Source organism: Robinsoniella peoriensis, assembly GCF_000797495.1.
Taxonomy (GTDB): Bacteria; Bacillota; Clostridia; order Lachnospirales; family Lachnospiraceae; genus Robinsoniella; species Robinsoniella peoriensis.
The window spans coordinates 104,305-127,691 of record NZ_JTGN01000008.1 but is presented as its reverse complement, the minus strand read 5'-3'; the positions used below and the strand labels follow the sequence as shown (position 1 = coordinate 127,691).

General features: G+C 44.3%; 14 protein-coding genes. 7 read left to right on the top strand and 7 right to left on the bottom strand.

All coding sequences use genetic code 11. From position 1 onward, the window contains the following. Nucleotides 1-55: 55 nt before the first annotated feature. From QR40_RS17310 to QR40_RS17290, 5 genes are all read right to left on the bottom strand, one after another. Nucleotides 56-5,461 carry a discoidin domain-containing protein gene (locus QR40_RS17310; RefSeq protein ID WP_044296128.1) on the bottom strand — a complete coding sequence of 1,802 codons (5,406 nt, stop codon included), beginning with the start codon at nucleotides 5,459-5,461 and terminating at the stop codon, nucleotides 56-58. Nucleotides 5,462-5,541: 80 nt separating this feature from the next. Further along, nucleotides 5,542-7,017 carry a sulfatase-like hydrolase/transferase gene (locus QR40_RS17305; protein WP_044296299.1) on the bottom strand — a complete coding sequence of 492 codons (1,476 nt, stop codon included), beginning with the start codon at nucleotides 7,015-7,017 and terminating at the stop codon, nucleotides 5,542-5,544. Between the two features lies 1 nt (nucleotide 7,018). Beyond that, the gene (locus QR40_RS17300; RefSeq protein ID WP_027295533.1) at nucleotides 7,019-8,620 is read right to left on the bottom strand and encodes an extracellular solute-binding protein; all 1,602 of its coding nucleotides are present in this window, start codon (nucleotides 8,618-8,620) and stop codon (nucleotides 7,019-7,021) included. A gap of 39 nt (nucleotides 8,621-8,659) precedes the next feature. Continuing rightward, complete coding sequence (locus QR40_RS17295) at nucleotides 8,660-9,598, bottom strand: carbohydrate ABC transporter permease (protein ID WP_044289600.1); 939 nt, start codon at nucleotides 9,596-9,598, stop codon at nucleotides 8,660-8,662. A gap of 14 nt (nucleotides 9,599-9,612) precedes the next feature. Beyond that, on the bottom strand, nucleotides 9,613-10,566 hold the full coding sequence (locus QR40_RS17290) for an ABC transporter permease (protein ID WP_081820493.1): 954 nt from the start codon (nucleotides 10,564-10,566) through the stop codon (nucleotides 9,613-9,615). A 258-nt stretch (nucleotides 10,567-10,824) separates the two neighbouring features. Between QR40_RS17290 and QR40_RS17285 the strand changes: the two genes are divergently transcribed. The 3 genes from QR40_RS17285 to QR40_RS17275 are packed head-to-tail and all read left to right on the top strand — an operon-like array spanning nucleotide 10,825 to nucleotide 15,080. Then, complete coding sequence (locus QR40_RS17285) at nucleotides 10,825-11,904, top strand: response regulator transcription factor (protein ID WP_044296127.1); 1,080 nt, start codon at nucleotides 10,825-10,827, stop codon at nucleotides 11,902-11,904. Nucleotides 11,905-11,915: 11 nt separating this feature from the next. Next, the gene (locus tag QR40_RS17280; protein ID WP_044296126.1) at nucleotides 11,916-13,697 is read left to right on the top strand and encodes a sensor histidine kinase; all 1,782 of its coding nucleotides are present in this window, start codon (nucleotides 11,916-11,918) and stop codon (nucleotides 13,695-13,697) included. A 21-nt stretch (nucleotides 13,698-13,718) separates the two neighbouring features. Beyond that, the gene (locus tag QR40_RS17275; RefSeq protein ID WP_044296125.1) at nucleotides 13,719-15,080 is read left to right on the top strand and encodes an alpha-L-fucosidase; all 1,362 of its coding nucleotides are present in this window, start codon (nucleotides 13,719-13,721) and stop codon (nucleotides 15,078-15,080) included. 24 nt (nucleotides 15,081-15,104) lie between these two features. Here QR40_RS17275 and QR40_RS17270 read toward each other — a convergent pair whose 3' ends face one another. Both QR40_RS17270 and QR40_RS17265 read right to left on the bottom strand, forming a co-directional pair. Then, nucleotides 15,105-16,175 (bottom strand): response regulator transcription factor, encoded by a 1,071-nt coding sequence (locus QR40_RS17270; RefSeq protein WP_044296124.1) that lies wholly within the window; start codon nucleotides 16,173-16,175, stop codon nucleotides 15,105-15,107. Then, nucleotides 16,153-17,910, bottom strand: coding sequence for a sensor histidine kinase (locus tag QR40_RS17265; RefSeq protein ID WP_044296123.1), 1,758 nt, complete (start codon nucleotides 17,908-17,910; stop codon nucleotides 16,153-16,155). Before QR40_RS17265 ends, QR40_RS17270 begins: the two co-directional genes overlap by 23 nt. Before the next feature lie 401 nt (nucleotides 17,911-18,311). Between QR40_RS17265 and QR40_RS17260 the strand changes: the two genes are divergently transcribed. The 4 genes from QR40_RS17260 to QR40_RS17245 all read left to right on the top strand — a co-directional run bounded on the left by QR40_RS17260 (nucleotide 18,312) and on the right by QR40_RS17245 (nucleotide 23,356). Next, nucleotides 18,312-18,983: an aspartate/glutamate racemase family protein gene (locus QR40_RS17260; RefSeq protein ID WP_027295525.1), complete on the top strand. Its 672-nt coding sequence runs from the start codon at nucleotides 18,312-18,314 to the stop codon at nucleotides 18,981-18,983. A gap of 136 nt (nucleotides 18,984-19,119) precedes the next feature. Continuing rightward, nucleotides 19,120-21,096, top strand: coding sequence for a glycoside hydrolase family 127 protein (locus QR40_RS17255; protein WP_044296121.1), 1,977 nt, complete (start codon nucleotides 19,120-19,122; stop codon nucleotides 21,094-21,096). Nucleotides 21,097-21,149: 53 nt separating this feature from the next. Next, nucleotides 21,150-21,878 carry a FadR/GntR family transcriptional regulator gene (locus QR40_RS17250; protein ID WP_044289599.1) on the top strand — a complete coding sequence of 243 codons (729 nt, stop codon included), beginning with the start codon at nucleotides 21,150-21,152 and terminating at the stop codon, nucleotides 21,876-21,878. Nucleotides 21,879-21,910: 32 nt separating this feature from the next. Further along, nucleotides 21,911-23,356, top strand: coding sequence for a four-carbon acid sugar kinase family protein (locus QR40_RS17245; RefSeq protein ID WP_044296120.1), 1,446 nt, complete (start codon nucleotides 21,911-21,913; stop codon nucleotides 23,354-23,356). The last annotated feature ends 31 nt before the right edge of the window (nucleotides 23,357-23,387 follow it).

Here is a 23,387-nt window from a genome sequence, read left to right as displayed (position 1 = left end):
GTTAATACATGTGCTTCACTTCCCTGTTGGAATCATTTTTTACAATCCCATTCTGCTATTTTATTTCTACACTGCTCTTTTGTCCTTTGTTTTTAAATAGTTTTTTATAATCGTAGACTTTCGATCTTGGAACCCGGATCACTGCCTTAGAAGATATTTTCTTCAGACAATTGCTGTAGGCTTTGTTCAATACCTTAGACTTAACTGTGATTCTGGTAAGACTGCTGTCTCCGTAAAATGCCTGTTTTCCAATCGCCGTTACATTTGCACCAATGGTAATCCGTTGCAGCCTCTTGTAATTCTTAAATGATTTCGGTCCAATCTTTGTAACTTTGCATTTTACACCTCTTAAAGTTACCGCAGATGGAACATTCACCTTCTTAACTGACCTGCTGGCAGCTCCAACTACCATTACAGCTGCTTTTCCCGCTACAGGATTGGTTACTTTGTATTTCAGTCCCTTGTACGTCAGAATCTGGCCTTTTTTCAGTGCCGGTACCACAGGCTGTGGAGCCTCATTCGGTTTTAATTCCAGTCCCACTGCTGCTGACATCAGTCCTGCTGCCGCCTGGTCAATCTGATCCTGGGCTGCATTTGGATTATTTAAAACAGCCGATGCCGCTGCCACTGCATCCTTCAGGACTTTTGCACTAAAGTCCGTATATTTCCCGGTATCAAGTGCGGAGTATACATGATAGAGTACTTTCAGCGTTGTGGTGTCTGTTGTGACAACCGGTGCTTCTGTTAAATCTGCCTCTGCTTTCACCAAGGCTGCCACTGCCTGGTCAACTACTGCCTGGTCAACTACTGCCTGATCTGCTTCTTTACTATTTAGTACCTCCTCTGCCGCTCTCAGTGCTGCAAGGAATGCATCGGCACTGTCTTTTGTGTACTTTGTGGTGTCAACTCCTTTATATGCATCGAAGAGTACTTTCAGCAGCGAGAAGTCTACCGTTACTTCCGGCTTTTCGGGATCTTCCGTCGATACTGTCAGTGCAGTTGCTGCTGACAGAAGCCCTGCTATGGCATTGTCAACCTCTTCCTGTGTGGTATTTTCATTATCAATCACGCCGGACAGACGATCCAGGGCTTCCGTAAATACGGTTGCACTATCCTGGGTATATCCGGACAGATCCAGGTCTTTGTAAGCATTTTGAAGTGCCTTAGCCAATGATTTATCGGTCTCGGGTTCTGTCTCTTTCTTCTCCAGTCCGGCAAGCGCTACCAACAGACCTGACTCTGCTTCTGCCGCTTCCACTTTTGTAGCATTTTCTTTTTCAACGACAGCCGCTGCATGATCCAGTGCATTTTTCAGGGTTGCTGCGCTGTCTTTTGTGTAAATGCTCATATCCATCTGTGAAACAGCATTGTATAAGGACTTCAGCTGTGTCAGGTCGGCAAGAATGCTTTCCAGCTGGGCAATGGCTTCCGAAAGCTTGTTAATCTGCTCCTCTATTGCATCCTGCTCTGCTTTTTCATCTTCCAAAACAGCCTTTGCCTCTTCTATTGCTGCTTTTAATACGGCATAACTCCCTTCTGTATATCCATCGGGAATATAAGCTTCTGCCGCCTCCAGTGCGGTCTGAAGTGCCGTCTTATCTGCAATACGGCGAAATGTCACCGTTACGGTATGATCCTTCTGAACATCGGGAAGCAGTATCGTATTTCCTTCTACGGAATAGTTACCCGTTGATTCTATCTGATCCAGCATATAGCCTTCATCCGGTATCGCACGCAGCAGAGCGTCATCATGAAGCTTCACTTCCTGGATCTTCGGCTCAACTTTTCCGTTCTCTCCTGCAATCGCTGTAACAGTTGCCGTAGTTACTTCAGCCGGTTCTTTCTCTGCAATGCTTCCCACTACGGCATAGTCAATCCGGCTGACACCGCTTTTAACGGTAATCCGCAGCTTATGGTCTGCATTTTCGTCACTGGCATGGACTTTCAAAACAGGAAGTCCGAAGTTCACATTGCCATTTTCATTATCTACATCATATCCGGCATCTACTGGTTCTCCGTCCAGTGTAATTTCTGCTTCTCCCCAGGGAATCGTTTCGTTTCCTCCGAATATATGGCGAAGCTTCTTGGGGGCATAAACCGTCACATCCGTACCATAGAATGCAATTTCATAGTAAGCCCCTTCTTTACTGCTGGAGGTCCAGCCGGTGTTGGTGGAATCTGTCTGCGTAAACTGTGCCCATCCTGCTGCCCTTTTATCCGGCTCTTCGTTTGCTGTGGTGGACACTGCCTGCGGGTTATAAGTAATCTGATCAGACTTGTCATTGACATAAGTCTGAACCTTCCGTCCGGTGTTGTCAGGAAGCTGTCCTTTATAGGTAACCTTTGCACCATCAATGGCTATCTGAGCTTCCGATGTCTTACGAATTACGGCAGTGTGTTCTTTCAGTTCCAGATCTGCAAAGACGGTAGAAGCAAACTTTTCGCCACCGGCTGACGTGTCAATTGTCACCGGTTCACCGCAATCGATAGATACACTGATATTGGCATTGCTGTTGTACTTTCTGTAAAACAGCTCCAGCTTTGTGCCATAAAAATGCAGGGTAGATTCTGCTCCCGTTACATTGGTAAAATGAACGTCATTCCCGATTGTGGTTGGGAAATTGCCATCTTCTGTTTCACGGTAGGTGAAATTGTCATCAAATGAGAACTGGTTGATACCTTCTCCCATATCATTGTCATTAATGGTAACGGTCTTTTCAGCGGTATCATCTGCCGCTTCATCATACTTAAAGTAGCGGATTTCCCGGATGGCCGGAACCTTGTCTGCTGCCCGGATCACAAGCCGTATTCCTGTTGCCTTCACAGGAGCAAACTGCACGGTTTTACTCACCCCTATACTTCCGGTGCCGGCATCGTCTAACAGAATTTTTTCCCAGTTCCCCTCACTTGTGCGGTATTCCAGATCAAACCCGGTGATATTACTTCCTGATTCATTTATGGTAACTTTATTGATCATGTAGGAACCGGAAAATTTCTTATCCAGTGTGATGGGATAAACAGCGTCGCTTGCTGCTGCCCAAGCGGTGGAAATATTCTGGTCGAAGGCTGCTTCTGCCTGTTCCGGATTGGAAGAAGCATTTGCGGACACATCAGACCAAAAGTAAAGTTCTGCCGCTCCACCGCCCATGGTAATTTCCAGGGTATTGTCTGCGCCAATCTCCACTGACTCTATCTTGCCTGTTTCTCGGTTAACCTTCTTCAGCTGCGGATGGTCCTTTGCAAAAGTCAAAGTGATATGCTGCATTGTTTCTTCTTCACTTCCATCATCCACCTGAATCCAGTTCTTTCCATTGTTTCCTGACTGTGCAGCCTTTTTCATTCCATCAAAGAGACCATTTACTACCATAAATCCCTTTGGATAACTGCATCCGAAATAATCAGTCAGTTCTTTGGAGGTCAGCCCCGGAAGGGGGTTAAAGTAACCCAGAACCACATCTCCCGGATTTCCTCCATTTACGGTACCCAGATTCTCAGCTTCCACACCGGATATATAATATTCCGTGTTTTTCTCTGTATTGTCTTCAAAGCTTCCCATTCCCCCAACTACATCCGTAGCCGGCCGGCTGGCTGCCGTATTAGGATTCCCGCTGGCGTTAAGCCCGGTCTTCGTTACAAGGGTATCGCTGTTTAACCGTATCAATGCATCCCCCATATTTTTTGTCTGGCGGATAATATCAGCCCATTCATAGTAAGAACGTTTTGGTGTTCCGTCATAGTCAAATAAGAAGCATTCATCAAAAGCAAATTCTGTCCGCCATAAATCCAGCCACTTCATTCCCATTGCCAGGGAAACATTATTGATCATATATTTCTGGGATTCTGTCAGGTCACGGTCAAAAGCAGACACATATTGTCCAAACAGAATGGGCATGGTTCCATCTCCGGTGAGTCCGGCAAGTGCGGCTTCTCTCTGCCAGCTGCTGGACATAATTACGTTTCTTGTAGACCCGGTTTCATTGTCCCATCCGGTACCGTTATAATAATAGTTGTCATGGGTCAGCAGATCCGGCTGTGCGATTTCCGTAAATACATGCATTGGCTGTGCATTATTATTCTCCCAACCTCTGCCGAGAGCCTGGTTTGAATGCAGAATGACGCCAGGATAGTTTTCTTTGCTCCAGTCAAACCACTTTTTAAATAAATTTACTTCTGTGAGGCTGTATAGTCCTTCATCCCCAAAACAGGAGCTGACAAAGTTGGCAACATACGGGCGCATCTCTTCCGGGAGGTAATCCCTTGGCTCTCCGGCTCCACTCATGGCATTGCCTCCCCATGGTGCTTTTGCAATTCCCCATTGTGCATTCGGCGTATACTTAAAAAATTCTGTATTTTCCAGCGGCGGATCGTAAAAAATTAATCCGGTCAGTTCGCTGCCCTTATATTCTTTTGCATCATAAGTTCCCCTTCCGTAATCACCGCTGGCAACCCAGGAAGTATACTGGAATCCTTTATCCATCAGAATTTCCTGTCCACGTGAAATGTTGGGGTTGGAGGGTACGACACACTCCTGATTGATCTCTTCACTGGATGGCTCAGGAATACTGGGATCACCTGGCTCATAGCCGTAGATCATCATTTCTTTTATCTCTGGAATCAGACTCATTTCATATTGTGTATAGGAAAATCGGATGTATCTTCCTGTGTAGTTATCTCCGAACTCATAACGGTGAAACTGTCTGGATGGATCGGTAACCTGTCTTGGAGTCCGGTTTCGCAGATTTCCTTTTTCAAATACCGTTGTCCACTCCTCACTTCCGTCTTCCCGAACCTGCACTCCCACCATGTTCTTCCATATGCTGTTCTGTCCCCAGTCTTCCGGGGTATTAAGCAGTGCCGTCATTCTGCTCACCACATAATTTTGTCCTAAATCAAAATCAATGTACTGTCCAACCACCTCTTTTGCGTTGGCAGCAATTGGTTTCCAGCCCACCAACTCATTCTTGTCAATGGCCTTTGCGGCTTCAAATCCCTCCTGCTCACTTTTGGCTGAAACACTCTTCACTTCAATTAAGGATCTGCCGCGGTAGTCCGTATCCTCCTTCTGTATCAGCACATGATATGTTTTTGCACTGTCTCCATTGGTTACCTGTATTGTAATGTCCGCCTGCTGTTTCTGGTCAAATTCCACTGCCTGTCTGCCGTAATTATTAGCTTTTGAGACATTTGCAGAATCCACTTTCTTACCGTTGATATTTACTTCCGCTTCAGGATCGGACGGAACCGCCCATACATTCAGCTTTTTAACGCTCATATATGCGGTGCCCTTGTACTCCGTCTGCTCCGGATTAAATTCCTGCTGAATCATCGGCACCTCATTTACAACCAGTTTCAACAGATCCGCACTTCCCGGTTCTGCCGCTTTTGCAAGAAGCCCCATTTCCGGAATACCTGCCAAAAGCAGGATAAGTGCCAAAAACATACTGATTAGTCTCTTTCCCATACCCTTTTCCTCCTATTTCCATTTGAAAACCCCACCCCTAAACGTTCTATAACTGGCTGCGGGGCATAAAATCAGTTCCGTTACTCCTTGTTTTGATATTTTTCAGATTTTGCATAAGTGCTGCTTCCCTGGGAATACCACCCCGGTCTGCACAACTGGCCAAAACCGGTCACTCCTTCCCTGGACGCATCCATTTTAGGATCTGCATACCGGATAAACCACCGGGTCAGCCTGTCCAGAAGCTCTTTCTCCACGGTTTCATATTCCGCCCTGCCAATGAGGTTATCCGTCTCCCGGGGATCGCAGCTTAAATGATACAGTTCATCCGGTCCGTAGGGATAACGGTGGATCAGCTTCCATTCCCTGGTGCGGATCATCCGGTTGGGACCATACTCATCATAGACCACAACCTCTCCGTCATCCTTTTGATCACCGTTAAGCAATACCTCTTTAAAGCTCTTGCCCGGAAGATTCCCGGGCAGTTCTACCGGGATCTGAACCAGATCCAGCAGCGTATGCATAAAATCATACTGGCTGTGCATGCTTTCCGCTGTAATACCCTCCGGTATTTTTCCGGGCCAGGATGCAAGAAACGGTACTTTTACTGCCGTATCATATAGATTGAACGGGAATGTTCCGTTTCCTTTGCCCCAGATTCCGTGGTGACCCATATTCATACCATTGTCAGCCATAAACATAACGATGGTATTCTGTCTGATCCCAAGTTCATCCAGTCTGTCAAGTATCTTCCCAACCCCTGCATCCATAGCGGATACTGCCGCATAATAGCCTCTTAACAGCGACTTGCGGACCTCTCCGGTACCGGAGGGAGCGCTTTTAATCTGGTTTGGATGTACCGGAAGATCCGGGACGGAACGGAAGCTGCAATCCCGATACAGCTCCACAAATTCTCCTGGATGCTGGTCTTCATCCCAGGGGTCGTGGGGAGCCGTGTAATGGATGCTCAGATAAAACGGGGGCTCTTCCCCGCTCATTGCATCCAGGTAAGAAACTGCCTTTTCCGTGATTAGATCCGTTACATACCGGTTGTCAAAGTGTAGTTCACCATCTTCAATTATATCCGGTTTATAATACTGACACCCCCCTCTGGCAATGGTATACCAGCGTGTAAATCCATGCTGGGGGTTCCTGCTGTCACCCAGATGCCACTTCCCGGCAAGGGCGCAGCTGTAGTGGTTCGCCGCCAGTACATCCGTGTAAGTAAGCATTCCCTCCAGGTAGGGAATCGCTTTTTCTTCACTTGCATAATAAGGGTCCTCTTTTTTTCCGCCAAGGCTCTCAAGGTCCAGATTCCCCGAACGGATCCAGTCATGCACGCCGTGCTGGGACGGAATCCTTCCGGTGAGAATGGATGCCCTTGCGGGTGAGCACACCGGGGAAGTGCAAAAGAAGTTTTCAAACCTCATTCCTTCTTTTGCAAGGCGGTCCAGATTCGGAGTACTGATTTCTTCATTTCCAGCACAGTGCATTGCCCATGCCCCCTGGTCATCCGTCAGGATAAATACGATATTTGGTTTTTCCTTCCCTTCTTTCATTTTATTTGTGGTCCTTAATCTGGCTGCTGATCTCACTTAACAGTTCATCCACACCGTTTTCCTCCAGTTGTTTCAGGAATTCCGGAATCTTTTCCTCGGGATCTACCATACCGGATTCCAGCGCCGGTCCATACTGTGCCACCACGTTTGTCACAGAAGCAATTACCGTTTCTACCGTAGTAGTGTCAATCATAAATCCATTGTGTTTTGCTGTAATGCTCTTACCGTTGTATTCCTGGAACAAATCTACAATATTTTCAGGATATGAGATATCCCATTTTTGATTGAAGGGAGTTCCAAACTGCCATCCAAAAGTGTAATCATACCCGTTCTTTTCCGGTGAAAGTGTACCGCCCATAGTCCGGTCAATCTGGTTGTCACCCACTGCTGTATAATGTTCGCCTTCAATACCATGGCGGATTAAAGTTCCCACATACTGGTCTGTATTCAGCAGGTTAATGAATTCCAGGGCTTTTTCCGGATGTTCGCTTCCGGATGAGATTGCAAGCAGTCCGCCAAGAGCGCTTCTCGTTTCAAAAATCGGCATAGTCAGGTCGATGGATGTAATTCCGTGTCCCGCCGTTGTCTCCAGCATCTGTGCCGCACCGGGGGCATTCGCTGTCACATAGGAAAACAGATTTCCGTTGTTAAAATCGTTATCTCTGTTTGCAATGTCAGAATCATACTGTACCGGGTCCTTAGAGATGTAGCCATTCTGATACCATCCGTGAACCATCTTGCAATATTCCATATATTCCGGTGTGGCATACTGGTTGAACACTTCCTCCTGGTCTGCGAAGAGGTTCGTTTCCGGAATTGCAGATGCACCCGGTAAAGTAGGCGTACCTGTCAGGGATTCAAATGGAACGCCCAGCTGGAATCCACTGTTAAGTCCTGATAACCCAATCACATTTTTTCCTTCTGCCTGAGATTTTTCTTTGACGGTTTTTAGAACTTCTGTATAGTCATTTAATGTCTTAACCTTACTCAAATCAATACCATATTCTTTTGCCATATCACTGTTAGCATAGATCGAACCCTGCCATCCCATCTCTTTATAAGAGGGCACTCCGTATATCTTGCCGTCTACTTTTACCGCATCCCATTCCTCCTTGGGAATAAAGTCATAGGTTTCTTTCGCATACTGGGGAAGCAGCTCTGTGATATCCATAAATGCATCTCTTGTGGCAAACTGGGCATAATTTGTCGTCCAGTTTGCAGTAAAACAGATATCAAAGTATTCACCGGAATTGATATACGTAGGCATCTTCTCCTTATAATCCGGATTGGCAATTACCTGATAATCAATTTCAACCCCAATTTTATCTCTGGTATATTCATTTAATTTCTCAATGACCTTATCGGTGTCCGGTGCTACAGGGTTGATGGACATATACCATTTTAATTTTACAATGTCATCCGAACCAGCCGTCTTTGTCTCCTTAGACTCTTCTGAGCCGTTTGACTCCGCTGCCCCTTGTTCCGTGCCTTTGGCATTTGTCTCAGAAGCCGTAGAACCTGTCTCTCCAGTGCCCGAGCACCCTCCCAATAGCGCAGCTGCCATAGAAATAGCCAATACCGCTGCAATTGTCTTTCTTTTCATACCTGTTCCTCCTTAAACTAATTTTTTATTTACTATCTGTCAGCCCTTCACTCCTCCAACCGTCAACCCTTTTACAAAGTATTTCTGGAAGAATGGATATGCCAGCAGAATAGGTATCACAACTAAAACGGTCAGCGCCATACGCCCGCTGTCAGTAGGTGCGGATTTTGCAACCTCCGCATACTCAAGTGCGTTGGATGCCGACTGCTTTACCGATTCCAGACTGTTTTGTACACTCCACAGCAATGTCTGGATCGGGTATTTTTTCTGATCCATAATATAAAGCATTCCCAGGAACCAGTCGTTCCAGTAGGCGATCATGGTAAACAGGGAAATCGTTGCTATTCCCGGTTTTGACAGCGGAAAAACCACCTTCAGAAAAGTATTGAATTCTCCGGATCCATCGATCCTTGCCGCTTCGATAATCTCCATTGGAATACTCTTATAGAACGTTCGCAGTACCACCACATAAAAAGCATTAAAGCTCATGGGGAGTATCAGTGACCATATGGAATTCCCCAGATGCAGAAACTGGGTATTCACAATATAACTCGGTACCATCCCCCCATTAAACAGCATCGTAAACAGCATCATATACGTCAATATTTTATTATAACGGTAATCTGACCTGGATAATACATAGGCAAACAGACAGGTGATAAATACACTGAACAATGTGCCAAAGACCGTTACAAATATAGTCACGCCATAAGACCGGACAATCTGGTCTCCTAGCCGGAAAAAATACCGGTATGCTTCCAGGCTCAGTTCGGATGGAAAAAAGCTGTAACCGTTCTGATAGATACTGTTTTCGCTGCTAAAAGATACAATTACCACCAGAAGCAGCGGCAGCACACAGGACAATGCCATAACCGTCAGCAGAATATTCCAGATGACATTGGACTTTCCCGATATACGGTTAAAATCCGGATTGGATTCCAAAATCTCCTCTTTCTTTTTTTTCTTTCCAGCACTCATGCCGATTCCCTCCCTTAAAACAATGCACTTTCTTTATCTATTTTTCTCACAACCATATTTGATACCACCACCAATACGCAGCCCACCACAGACTGATACAGGTTTGCAGCCGAAGCCATTCCGATATTTCCGGTTTCCTTCAGCGCCCGGTATAAATAAGTATCAATAACATTTGTCACCGGGAATAATGGCCCGTTGTTTCTTGGCATCTGATAGAACAGCCCGAAATCAGCGAAAAAGATTTTTCCGATTGCCAAAATGGACAGGATAATCATCATAGACCGCATACATGGAATTGTAATATAACGGATCTGCTGCCACTTGGTAGCGCCATCCATAACAGCGGCTTCATAATAATCATTTGGTATCCCCGTAAGGCATCCAAGATACATTACCGTAGAATATCCAACAGTTTTCCAGATCTGTACAATAACAAGGATCACCGGCCAGTACTTCGGGTCGCTGTACCAGTTGACCCCTTCCTTTCCAAACATCTCCAATAACCGGTTAAACAATCCGTTATCTACGCTTAACAATGCAAACCCTACAAAAGAAACTACTACCCAGGATAAAAAATAGGGTGCCATAAATATCGTCTGGTAGACCTTTGATCTCCTCTTATTCCATAGTTCATTCAGCACAATAGCAATTGCAACCGCAATCACCAGGTCAATGACCAGAAATAAGATATTATAAAGCAGCGTATTTCTTGTAATAATAAATGCATCTGAGCTTTTAAATAAAAACTTAAAGTTATCTAATCCTATGTATTCGCTGCCAAAGATTCCTTTTCGAACATTAAATTTCTTAAATGCAAGAAGAATCCCGCTTAAAGGCAGATATCTGAACAAAATCATAATCACAACCGCCGGAAGTGCCATCAAGGTCAAAGGCAGGTTTTTCTTAAAATAAACCATTCTCTTTCTGGCAGTACCGGAAATTCCGGTTCTGTTCCCCTTTGTTTTCATATGCATTATCTCCTCCTTTCCATTCCCTGACCATCTCAGGGTTCCTTTCAATTCTGTACATGTCCCCGGTTCTATTACCTTTTCCATTATACAAGTATTAACCCTGCCAGAACAACTTGACTTTTTTTTGATAAGGTGCACTATTTTTCTGCATTCATCCCGTTTACTTGTCTCTTCCTATAAAATCCGCTATAATCTAAAAATGGAGCGAAAGTGCAAACAAAAGGCCAAAATACCTGTATGAATGAAGGGAGAATTATGAATATATTATTAATTGATGATGAAAAGTACGCTGTGGAAGGCCTGATATCCATGCTGGACTGGAAGCGATTTGAAGGAACCCTGACCGGAACTGCTTCCAATGGCAAAGACGCTCTGGAACTGATAGAGCTATCTCCTCCGGATGTTATTATTTCGGATATCAAGATGCCTGTGATGGATGGACTGGAACTGGCGAAAGAGATTTTTTCGCGGAACTGGGAAATAAAACTGATTCTGTTAAGTGCCCACGGGGAGTTTACATATGCCCAGAAAGCAATCCAATACGGAGTGACGGATTACATTCTAAAGCCCGTAACAAGACAGAAGCTCCAGGATCTGGAAGGATTGCTGCTGCGTATCAATCAGGAAAAAAAATTCAGCAAGGACACATATCTGAAATCATGGAGTCCTTCTTTAAAAGATGAGATACTAACAGCGCTAAGACAATGTGATTTGAAATTTTTTGATTCTTATTTTTCTTCTGAAGAATACTTTGCTCCTATGAAAAGTCAGGAAGGCAATGCATTGGGAACCCAGCTTCTGAATTATCTGTATTCCTATTTTGAACAGCTGAATATCTCTCAGTCTGTATTAGACACATCGAAATCCAAAACGCTGAGTCAGTTTTATGATCTTCCAAGCCCTGAGGAAAAGATAAATTTTATTATCACCCGCTACAGCGACGTAATGACTGCCAGCAGCAGACAACGCCATGCAAGTACCGACACGTTAATTGAGACGGCACGGGAATATATGCAGAAACATTTTGATTCCCCGTCATTTAATATCTCGTATCTGGCGGATTCCATGAATGTATCAATCTCTTATCTAAGTACCATTTTCAAGCAATCTACCTGTGAAAATCTGAGTACTTATCTGACGAATCTGCGTATGGAAAAGGCAAAGGAACTCTTGAGCGACGTACAGTATTCCATTTCTGATGTAGCTCTGAAATCCGGATACGAGGATTCCAGATATTTTGCAAAATATTTCAAAAAACAAATGAATATGAAGCCAAGCGAGTACCGCAACTTATGTATTCAAAAGTCGCTGAATCTGAAAAAAACATCTGAGTAGACGGAGGAAACATGGGAATTAAAAAGAAAATATTTTTAGCCTTTTCCTGCGGAATATTAGTAATCACGCTCTTGTCATATGCCTTTATCTTCATACTCTTCCGCCAGGGATATGAAACTGAAATTATGCGTTATCAGAAATCAGCTGTTACTATGAATTCAAATATGGTAGAGAGTTTCCTGGATTCCATCCGTCAGACCTCCCTGAGAATCATTGGGGACGAAGCAATCGGCATTTACCTAAGCACCGGAACCGTGAAAGACTCCCTGGAGAAAATTAAGATCCGGCAATCCATTACAAACCAGTTTTCCCATTATTCCACCGGTCAGATTCTGGGCAGCAGCCTGTATCTGAAAAATACGCTGTTTCTGAACGACAGCCTTCCGATTGCAGAATTCTTCGACAGTCAGACCCTGAATACCAATCCTTTTGTCTCTTCCAGCAACATTTTTTCGGATACCGAGGTAAAGAAAGAGAGCTGGTATCTGCAATTGATCGAATCAGGAAAAAGAAGCCGTATTTTTCTGGATCCGGAAACAAAGAATTTCTGTTTTGCACAGATTATTCATAATAACTACTATACAGGCCCCTATTCCAAAGAAGGACAGGGGGTGATGGTAATCAGCATTGCAGCCAAAGACCTGGCACGTACTTTTTCTCTTGATCCGATCAGTGATAACAGCGGATATGCAATTTTCACCAGCCAGCAGGAACTTTTATTCCTAAGCAATGCCCAAAAATCCCTGTACCTGGAAGCCTGTGACCGGTTTATGGCAAGACAGGCATTTGGCGGCGAAATTGTCACTCTGGATAACCAGCGGTATGTAATGAGTCTGAATTCCCTGCAGCGGTATGATCTGAAAATATTGTTTCTGACACCTTACAGGGATATCCAGACTCAGCTCAGCCATCTGATGCGCTTTTATCTGTTGTTTGTATTCCTGATCTTTCTCGTGCTGATGGCGGGCATTTATTTGATATCCAATCGTTTTACACGCCCTATCATCCGTATGGCGCAGACGATCAGCACAATACACGATACACGAAATTTTTCAGTAGATACCCTGCATTTTTCCAGAGATAAGGAAATTGTCATGCTCTGTGACAGCTTTTCACAGCTGATTTCCCACAATAACCAGTTAATTCAGGATATTCAGGAGCAGACTGAACAGCAGAAACGTTCCGAGCTGCGTGCACTACAGGCCCAGATCAATCCACATTTCATATTTAATGCCATGGATATCGTGAACTGGATGGCTCTTTCAAAAAACGAAGATGAAATTGCAGAGATTGTCTCATCCATTGCAAACCTTATGAGGTACAGCATTACAGAACCGGATAAGCTTGTTCCTGTCTCAAGTGAACTGCAAAACATTCAGGAATATATCAACATCCAGCAGTTGCGCCACTCCCAGAACCTGGTATTGGATGTTGATGCCACGGAGGATCTGAACACCGTATACATCCCCAAATTTACCCTCCAGCCGCTGATTGAAAACTCTATTTCCCACGGTCTGGTGGAAAGTAAAAAAGATCTTCACATCCTGGTACATATTTACCGCTCAGCCCGTACTGTCATTATTGACATTACAGATGACGGTGTAGGCTGTGATGCAGGAGAACTCAACAAATTCTTAGACCACTCGGAAGACACCGCACTAAAAGTATCCAACGGATTTGGCATCCGCAACATCAATGAGCGGATCCGTTTAAATTTCAAGGGAGCAAGCGGACTGACTTACCGAAAAGAGCGGGGCATTCTCACTGCCCGTATTACATTTGAAACACCTTAACCTAAAAATGGAGGAATAACGATGAAAGAACAAGTTGTAACTAATGGAATTCATACCTATACCGATGCCGAAAAATATGTTCCTGCGGACAGTCCTGCTGTACAGGAACACATCAACTGGTTTATGGGATTAAAACTGGGACTTATGATGCACTGGGCGCCCGGGTGCCAGCTGGGAACTTATGAATCCTGGCCTCTCTCTGACGGAGACGGGTCCTGGTCACAGGAGGACGTGGACTGGACCGACATCCCCACCTTCAAGGAGCAGTATATAAATGCAAATAAGACTTTCAATCCAGTGAAATTCCGTCCCGACCGCTGGGCAAGCCTGGCTAAGGAATGCGGCTTCCGGTATCTCCTGTTCACTACCAAACACCACGATGGATTCTGCATGTTTGATTCAGAAACTACCGATTACAAAATTACGCATGAATCCTGTCCTTTTCACACCAGCCCCTATGCTGATATTGCAGGCTCCCTGTATGATGCTTTCCGCAAAGAAGGACTTGCCATCTCTGCTTACTTCTCCAAACCGGACTGGCACTGCGATTATTACTGGCACAGCGAATTTGGGACGGCACCAACCAGGAATATGAATTATAACATCAAGGAACACCCTGATCTGTGGAAAAAATTTGAAGAATTCACCCACCGGCAAATTCTGGAACTGGGAAGAAACTACGGAAAAATAGATGTGCTTTGGCTGGATGGCGGATGGGTCAGCAAGGATAATCTGGACCAGGACATCCATCTGGAAAAGGTAGTGGAGACCCTGCGCAGCACCACACAGCCCCATCTGATCGTCTGTGACCGCTGTGTTGGAGGGCCTTACGAAAATATTATCACTCCGGAAAAACAGATTCCTGACCAGCCACTGTTCATTCCATGGGAGACCTGTGCCACCGTTGGAGAAAGATTTTCCTTTCATTATACCGATCATTTTAAAACAGGCAGGGAACTGGTCCACATGCTGCTGAATGTGGTAAGTAAGGGCGGAAACCTTGCGCTCAATATTGCCCCTCAGCCCGACGGCGAACTTCCGAAACCGGCCGTAGAGTCCATTAAAAATATGGGAAAATGGCTGGCTCTGTTCGGTGATGGAATCTATGAGACATCAATTATTCCACCCTATTTCCAGGAGCGGATAAAATATACACAAAAATCAGGGAATATCTATGCTTACTTTCTGTATGATGAAATCCCTGACCTTCCCAATATGCTATCCCTGACCATTGATGCTGATATCCGGGAAATCCGCTCCATGCGTACAGGGCAGTCCCTCCCCTTTGAATGCAAGGGCGGGCAGACTCTGATTCACACTGAAAAGCTTTTATTAGATGAGGCTTTTTATGCGGAAGGATTTGTCCTAGGTTTAGCTGAGTAAGGGGACGCTACCTCATCCCCCTCATTACTCACTTTTCCTCCGCACCGTACCCTTATACTCATTCGGCGTCTGCCCCACATTTTTTTTAAAAATATCGCAAAAATAACGATAATTGCTGTACCCTACCTTCTCGCTGACCTCTATGACCTTATAGCCCTGGTTCAGAAGTTCTTTTGCATGTTCCATCCGGGTCTTAGTCAGATATTTAATGTAACTCATACCAACTTCATCTTTGAACAGAATGCTAAGATATGCCGGATTCATAGCTACCATATCCGCCAGTTCCGCAAGTCCGATATCCCGATGGTAATTCTCATTAATATAGGTCAGCAGCTTTTCTACAGTACGGTGCATCCCTCCGATCTTTGTAACCTCCATTCTTTGAAGCATGGATCGGAATATTTCTTCTACAAATGTATTGACCTCTTCATAAGATTCCATATTTTCCACATTTTGATAGGATGGAAAATGTTGTTCTTCCTTTCTTTCTCTGCGCTTTTCAAAATAAATGCCCAGAGCAAGACAGACCATTTTGTAGCTTTCTTTCTTATATTCTTCCAGTGTGTCCGTATAATTTTGAAGCGCTTCTAACGTAGCGGAAAGTATTTCTTCATATGATCTAATATCAGCTTCTTCTATGGAATGCATTAATTCCTGACTGATATCCTGAAATTCTTTCTTCCTGGTCTGGGTTTCCTCTTTACGGGATTGATCCGCCCTGTAAGCCAGCAGGCTTTCGGTCATCTGCATGGTGTCACGTATCTTGTCCATTGTTATGGGCTTATCGATATAACCCCTGACACCAAGCAGGAGGGCCTTTCTGGCGTACTCAAATTCCTGATATCCGCTGATCACTACAAAAACTGTATCCGGCGTGTATTCTCTTGCTTCTTCAATTAAAGAAAGTCCGTCCATACCGGGCATACGGATATCCGTAATAACCAGATCCGGCTTTTCTTCCAGGATCACACGCAGCCCCTCAATCCCGTCATAGGCAAATCCAACTACCTCGAAATCCATTTTTTCTCTGGCGATCATGGCTTTTATTCCATTTACTACAATATATTCATCATCAACGATCACTACTCTTTTCATTTGCAATTACTCCTTCCTGATAAGACAAGCCTACCGTGACCGTAACCTTTGTCCCCACTCCCGGCTCACTGTCAAATCTGACTCCATATCCTTCTCCGTAATACAGCGCAATTCGCTCTCTTACATTTCGTACTCCATATCCTTTTTCCAATACAGACAAATCAGCAATTCCCACGCCGTCATCCACAATGGTAAAAATAATTTTTTCTTCTTCCCTGACAGCACCTACCTGAATGCTCCCTTTTCCTAACTGTGGTTCCAGCCCATGATACATCGCGTTTTCCACAAACGGCTGGAGGATAAATTTCAAAATATAGACATCGTCCAACTCTCCCGGGATATCAAGCCCCAGTTCAAAGCGATTATTATAACGGAAGTTCTGTACTTCCATATAAGACTTAATATGGGCCACTTCATCTGCGACTTTGATCAGTTTATTCCCCTTGTTCAGGCTCAGCCTAAAAGTACGGGCCAGCGCATCTACCATTTGTGCCATATCATCCGCCTCGTGGATTACCGCCATACAATAAAGGGAATCCATAGTATTATATAAAAAGTGAGGATTAATCTGAGACTGCAAAAGCAGTAGTTCCGATTCTCTTTCCTTTAACTCACTGGAAAGCAGACGTTCACGAAGTTCCAGGTTATTGTTGACCATCTGCTTGAATTTATTGCCAATCTGCCCAACTTCACTGGAATCAAATTCTTCGGTGATATTTCTGTTACCCTCACCCACTTCCTCTATGGTATTCTCCAGTTTTCGGAGAGGTTCATAGATTTTACCGGATATAAACCGGGAAATATAAAATCCTAAAATTACCAGCATCAGAATGATTCCCATTATGATAGCCCCGATTACATTACTGTCCCTGGTAAGTTCACTTTTTCGTATAATACTCACCATTTTCCAGCCGGTGGGGTCATTTTCCACGCTGGCAAATACAAATTGATTCCCAAATCCGGAGCCCCGGAAATACTCCTGTTCAATCTGTTCCTGATCTTCTTCGTTTCCTCTGAAATACATAATGGAGTTATGTTTTTTATCATCTACCACCATAAAAGATACGCTTTGGTTGGCCCGGTGAGTAGATCCAAAGGCCTTTTCAAATATCTTCTGCCGAATATTTACCACCATATATCCGATTCCCTCATAGTTCCCCGGATCTACCAGTAATTTCCCCATGGATACCATTCCCCGGTTCTTATCCGGATTCAGAATATTCTGCCCGTAAAATACTTCTTTCCCGTTAGCTTCGTTCATCTCCTTCACCCAACTGGTTTCCAGCACATTTTGGATATGATAGGAAACACTCTCACCGGAATTAGCGGAATATGTATAGAGTTTTCCTGTGTTATCCAATACAATAATCTCACCAATCAGGGTTTCCTGGGTCGCAATTCTGCCCAGATAGGATTCCAGCGTATGCCTCTGGGTACTGGAAAAATCCTTGTTTTTATTTGTACCGGATTCCTTAAAAACAGACATAAAACTGGGATTCACCAGAAGATTTCTGGTTAGCTCTATTATATTATTTAACTGAATATCGGTAATCTCATCCGAGATCTCCAGGTTATAGGAAAAGTCCTCCTGGTAATTCCGCTCAATAATATGTTTGGAAAGAAAGTAACTGAGAACTCCCAGCAATACCGTCGAAAAAACAGCCAGGGCAATAATCGCTGTTCTGATCTGATCCTTGATCTTACACCTTCCAAACCATCTTGCAATCTTTTTCATTCGTTTTCTCCATTTCAATTCCACTTTTCCTGAAAATCTCAAAAAGCGGAAAAATCACTGCATTTTTCATCTGCACTCTACTTTAAAATACACTAATCTTTACAGTCTTACAATGCCAATTTCTTCTTTCACAAAAGATCTTGTACAATACTTACAAAATAACCTTTTTATTTTATGCACAATTCCTATCTTTACAAATCTTGTATTATGTGAGAATATAGGGTTATATTTTAACATCCTACGTTGAACGTTGGATAAGAAGTTATAAATCCAAAACTGCGTAACAGGAAAATGGCTGAAAGAAAATTATGAAATAGAAAGGAAGCCACACAGAGATTCTTTCAACCCGTTTAATAAGTGGCAGTATTGCAGCAACCCTGCAATATATTATAGGTAAAATCATGAAAATAGGATTAGTGTATACAAGCACCACACCAGAATTAATTGAATTAGTAGAACGTGAAGTAAAGTGCCAGCTCCCAGAGGAAGTAACACTGATGAGTTACGAAGACCCTACCATCCTTTCTGAAACAAGAGATCATGGATATGTGACTGCAAATGCTGCTGCCAGACTGATTACCATGTTCTTGAAAGCAGTTCAGGATGGCGCAGATGCCGTTTTGAATATCTGCTCTTCTGTGGGAGAAGCGGCTGACTGTGTACAGGACATGGGCAGATACCTCGGTGTGCCTATCGTAAGGGTAGATGAAGAAATGTGCCGGGATGCTGCAAGGCAGGGTTCCCGTATCGGAGTACTGGCTACACTTCCCACCACTTTAGAACCAACTAAAAATACCATCCTGCGTGTTGCCAGGGAAATCGGAAAACCAGTAACACTGACAGACGGCTTAATTGATGGTGCATTCGGACTGAATCAGGAACAGTTCAGGGAACTTCTTCTGAAAAAAGCCGGGGAAATCTGTCAGGATGTAGATGTAATTCTTTTATGTCAGGGCTCCATGGCTTACTGCGAAGAGTTAATCGCAGAAACTTATGGTAAGCCGGTAGTTTCCAGCCCACGTTACGGGGCGGCAGCTTTAAAAGAAGCATTGCGTATGAAAGGTCTGATTTAATTTCTGAACCAGACTCCCCGCCGCAGGCCTGCCGTCCGGTTCCCTTCCCGCAGAAATACATATTATGGAAGTTCCCAGTTTATGGACTACCAGATACTATTAATAATTAATCAAATATGGAAAGCGAGGTTTTATCATGCTAACTAATACTACAAAATCCCCTTTTTCAAAAGTATCCCCTCTCCCCTGGAATGCCGTTAACTGGACCAGGGGATTCTGGGCAGATGCATTTACCGCATGCGCCGGTGATACAGTTCCTCATTTACAAAGTATGTTTGAAGCTAAGGATATCAGCCATGTTGTGGAAAACTTCCGGATTTGTGCCGGAGAGGCAGAAGGTACCTTTGACGGAACCAATTTTGGCGACGGGGACTTTTACAAATGGATGGAGTCCGCAATGTACAGCGCCGCTAAAAACGGAAATCATGAACTTTTAGATCAGCTGGATGATTATATAGACCTCATCGGACGTGCCCAGTTGGAAGATGGATATATTTCCACCAAGCAGATTCTGGGCGAACGCCAGAATAACGGTATTGCACGTTTAGGTGATATCAATGATTTTGAGGTTTACAACTTTGGCCATTTATTTACTGCGGCCTGCCTTTACAAACGGATCACCGGGAAAGAGAACTTTCTGGAGATTGCTAAAAAAGCTGCCGTTTACCTTGACCAGATGTATCAGGATAACGCTAAAAACGGGGAAGTACAGACCGCCGTATGCCCATCCCACTACATGGGTCTCATTGAAATGTACCGGACAACAGGTGACAAAAAATATCTGGAGCTTGCAAAGCTTGCTATTGAGTTACGTGACTCTGTAAAAGATGGTACCGATGATAACCAGGACCGTATCCCCCTAAAACAACACGATAAGATTTTAGGACATGCAGTGCGTTCCAACTATCTGTATGCAGGTGTTGCGGATCTGTATGCTGAAACAGGCGAGTCAGAATATAAGGAAATGCTGGATAAAGTTTGGCGCAACCTGGTTGATAAGAAGCTCTACATAACCGGAGGCTGCGGAGCCCTTTATAACGGAACCTCACCCTATGGCAACTTCTTCATTGACCAGAAGATCCACCAGGCTTACGGATATGAATACCAGCTTCCCAATATCACCGCTTATAACGAGACCTGCGCTTCTATCGGAAGTGTATTCTGGGCTTACCGTATGTTCCAGGCTGATCCGAAGGCTGAGTATTTTGATATTATCGAACGTACTATGCTGAATGTAAACCTCGCTGCTGTCAGCATGGATGGCAAGAAATATTTCTATGAAAACATGCTGCGCAGAGCAAAGAAACTGGATTACGAATTGATCTGGCCACTGGAAAGAAGCGAGTATATATTAAGCTACTGCTGCCCTCCAAACCTTGCCAGAACCATTGCCCAGTCCAGTGAATATGCCTATACCGTATCGGATGACACCCTCTGGATGGGTATGTACGGTGCAAGCCGCTCCCAGATTGAGCTTCCCTGCGGCGCATCCTTTACACTAATCCAGGATACGAACTATCCTTATGACGGAAATATATCCTTTCACATTGAAGACCTGAAATATGCGTCCCCGGATCATAAGACACCAATCTATCTAAATGTCCGCATTCCGGGCTGGGTAGAAAACGGAACTATTACCATTGGGGGAGAGACGACCATCTGTCTTACCCAAAATGACAGCCAGACCTATAAGAAGATTTGTATCAACCCGGACACTGTATCCGATGTAACAGTTTCATTTGATATGCCTGCCCGTTTATCTACTGCGCATGCTCTGGTGGAAGAAACGAATAATCAGGCTGCACTTGAGCGCGGACCTCTGGTATACTGTATAGAAAGCCCGGATGCAGATGTAGAAACTTTAGATGACCTTTTATGGAAACTGGACGCCGAATTCACTCCGGTTGCCTATACTATAGGCGGCAGGGACCTTGCCGCACTGGAAGGTGATGTATACCGCATTAACAGAGAAGAATACAACCGTGATTCCCTCTACCAGACCCTGCGATATCACGGAATGTCCACGACCCATATCCGCCTGATCCCATACTTTGCATGGGACAACAGGGGTTTTGGTGAAATGAAGATCTGGATGCCTGTGGCTTATAAATAGGCGTATCCTAAAAGATACGCTGCTTCCACTACCCCAGAAAAGGAGGTGCCTTTATGGCCCAATCAAAAACTGACACACCTATCCTTTCGAGATCTTTGCAAAACAAATCAATTGTCAGCCGGATCGTAAACCAAATTACCGATGCCATTATAAACGGAGAATTAAAGCCCGGAGATAAGCTGCCTACGGAAACCAGCCTCTGCGCCACCTTCGAGGTGGGGCGCAACTCCATCCGGGAAGCAATCAAAATCCTGGAAGCCTACGGTGTAGTCTATATCAAACGCCCCGACGGTACATTCGTAAATGACCGGTACAGCCAGAAGATGCTAGACCCTATGCTCTATGGTATTCTTCTTGAGAAGAATTCATCGGATGAAATTATCCAGCTTCGAAAAGTACTGGATATCGGTATTATGCAGCAAATTATGCACACCATTACACCGGAGCAGATTGCCCATATAGAAGGCTGCCTGGAAAACCTGATAAATGCCGTTTCCAAAAAAGATAAGGATATTGAGACCGTCTTAAATGCAGACATAGATTTTCATATGGCTCTGACAAATGCCTCCCAAAATCAGCTGCTGCTCAGCATGTATACCTATGTGGACCGTATTACCATACCTTCCCGGAAAAATGCTGTGAAAATGGTCTTAGCGGAAGATGATACCGACGATTTTATCCGTCTTCATACTGAAATGCTAACCATGATTTCCAGGAAAGATTTTACCGGAATCGAACAAACCATTAACGATCATTATAAATTTTGGAAACAGGTAATTTAAACTCGCTCTAAATCCCAAAGGAGATGTTATCTATGAAACAGAATGCGCAAACTACAGAGGCCTTAACATTAGATGTCCTGGACAAATACCCTTCTGTAGATACTGAACATATCGACCTTATGCTGCGGTCGGAATACCAGGATTTTCATAAAAAAATAGTGGTTCTGGATGATGATCCTACCGGCATCCAGACTGTTCATGACGTATATGTCTATACGGACTGGGAAGAGTCTGCCATAAATCAAGCTTTTACATCCAAAGAAGATATGTTTTTCCTGTTAACAAACTCCCGTAGTTTTTTCAGGGAACAAACCATCCGGGTACACACACAGATTGCCCGTCGTATCGGTAAAACAGCTGTAGAAAACGGTCAGGAATTTTTTCTGATTTCCCGGGGCGATTCTACCCTGCGTGGGCACTATCCGCTGGAAACAGAAGTTTTAAAAGACACCCTGGAGACAGACTGCCACATTCCTACAGACGGGGAAATTATCTGTCCCTTTTTCAAAGAGGGCGGACGATACACCATCAACAATATCCACTATGTAAAAGAAGGCGGCTTCCTGATTCCAGCCGGAAATACAGAATTTTCCAAAGATAAGACCTTCGGTTATACCTCTTCCGATCTGACGGAATACGTGGAAGAAAAAAGTGAAGGAAGATTCCGCAAAGAAGACTGCATCACCATATCACTGGAAGAATTAAGATCACTGGAGCTGGACAACATTACAGATAAACTGATGTCTGCATCCGGCTTTGCCAAAATTATCGTAAATGCTATTGATTACATAGACATCAAGATATTCTGTATCTGCCTGATACGTGCCCTCAGGCAGGGCAAAAATTTCATAGCAAGAAGTGCCGCCGCTCTGCCAAAGGTACTGGGACAGATAACTGATGTGCCACTGCTTTCAAAGAAAGACCTCATAGCCGGCAAGGAAGATAAAGGCGGAATTGTAATTATTGGATCTCACGTCCAAAAGACAACAGACCAGTTAAACGCCCTGCTGGAATCAGAAAAAGACCTGACTTTTCTGGAGTTTAATGTAAATTCTTATTTTCAGGATGGCGGATTAAAGGCAGAAGTACAGCGTATCCTGGATCAGGCAGAATCACTGATCCGATCCAACAAAACAGTAATCATCTACACCAGCCGCAGGCTTCTGGTACCTGATACCGCAGACAAAGATGAAATTCTTATGGCATCCGTTCACATCTCTGATGCCCTGACCAGTATCATCCGTCTTCTCACCGTAAAGCCTCGTTTTATCATTGCCAAAGGCGGTATTACATCCAGCGATGTGGGCACAAAAGGACTTCAGGTTAAAAAAGCACTGGTAATGGGCCAGATCAAAAAAGGAATCCCTGTATGGCTGACCGGCGATGAAAGTAAATTTCCAAATACGCCATATATTATCTTCCCCGGAAATGTAGGGGAAGTAAATACATTGCGGGACATTGTAGAAGAGATTTGTTAAATGGGATTAGCTGAGGAAGGACGCTTTGTGG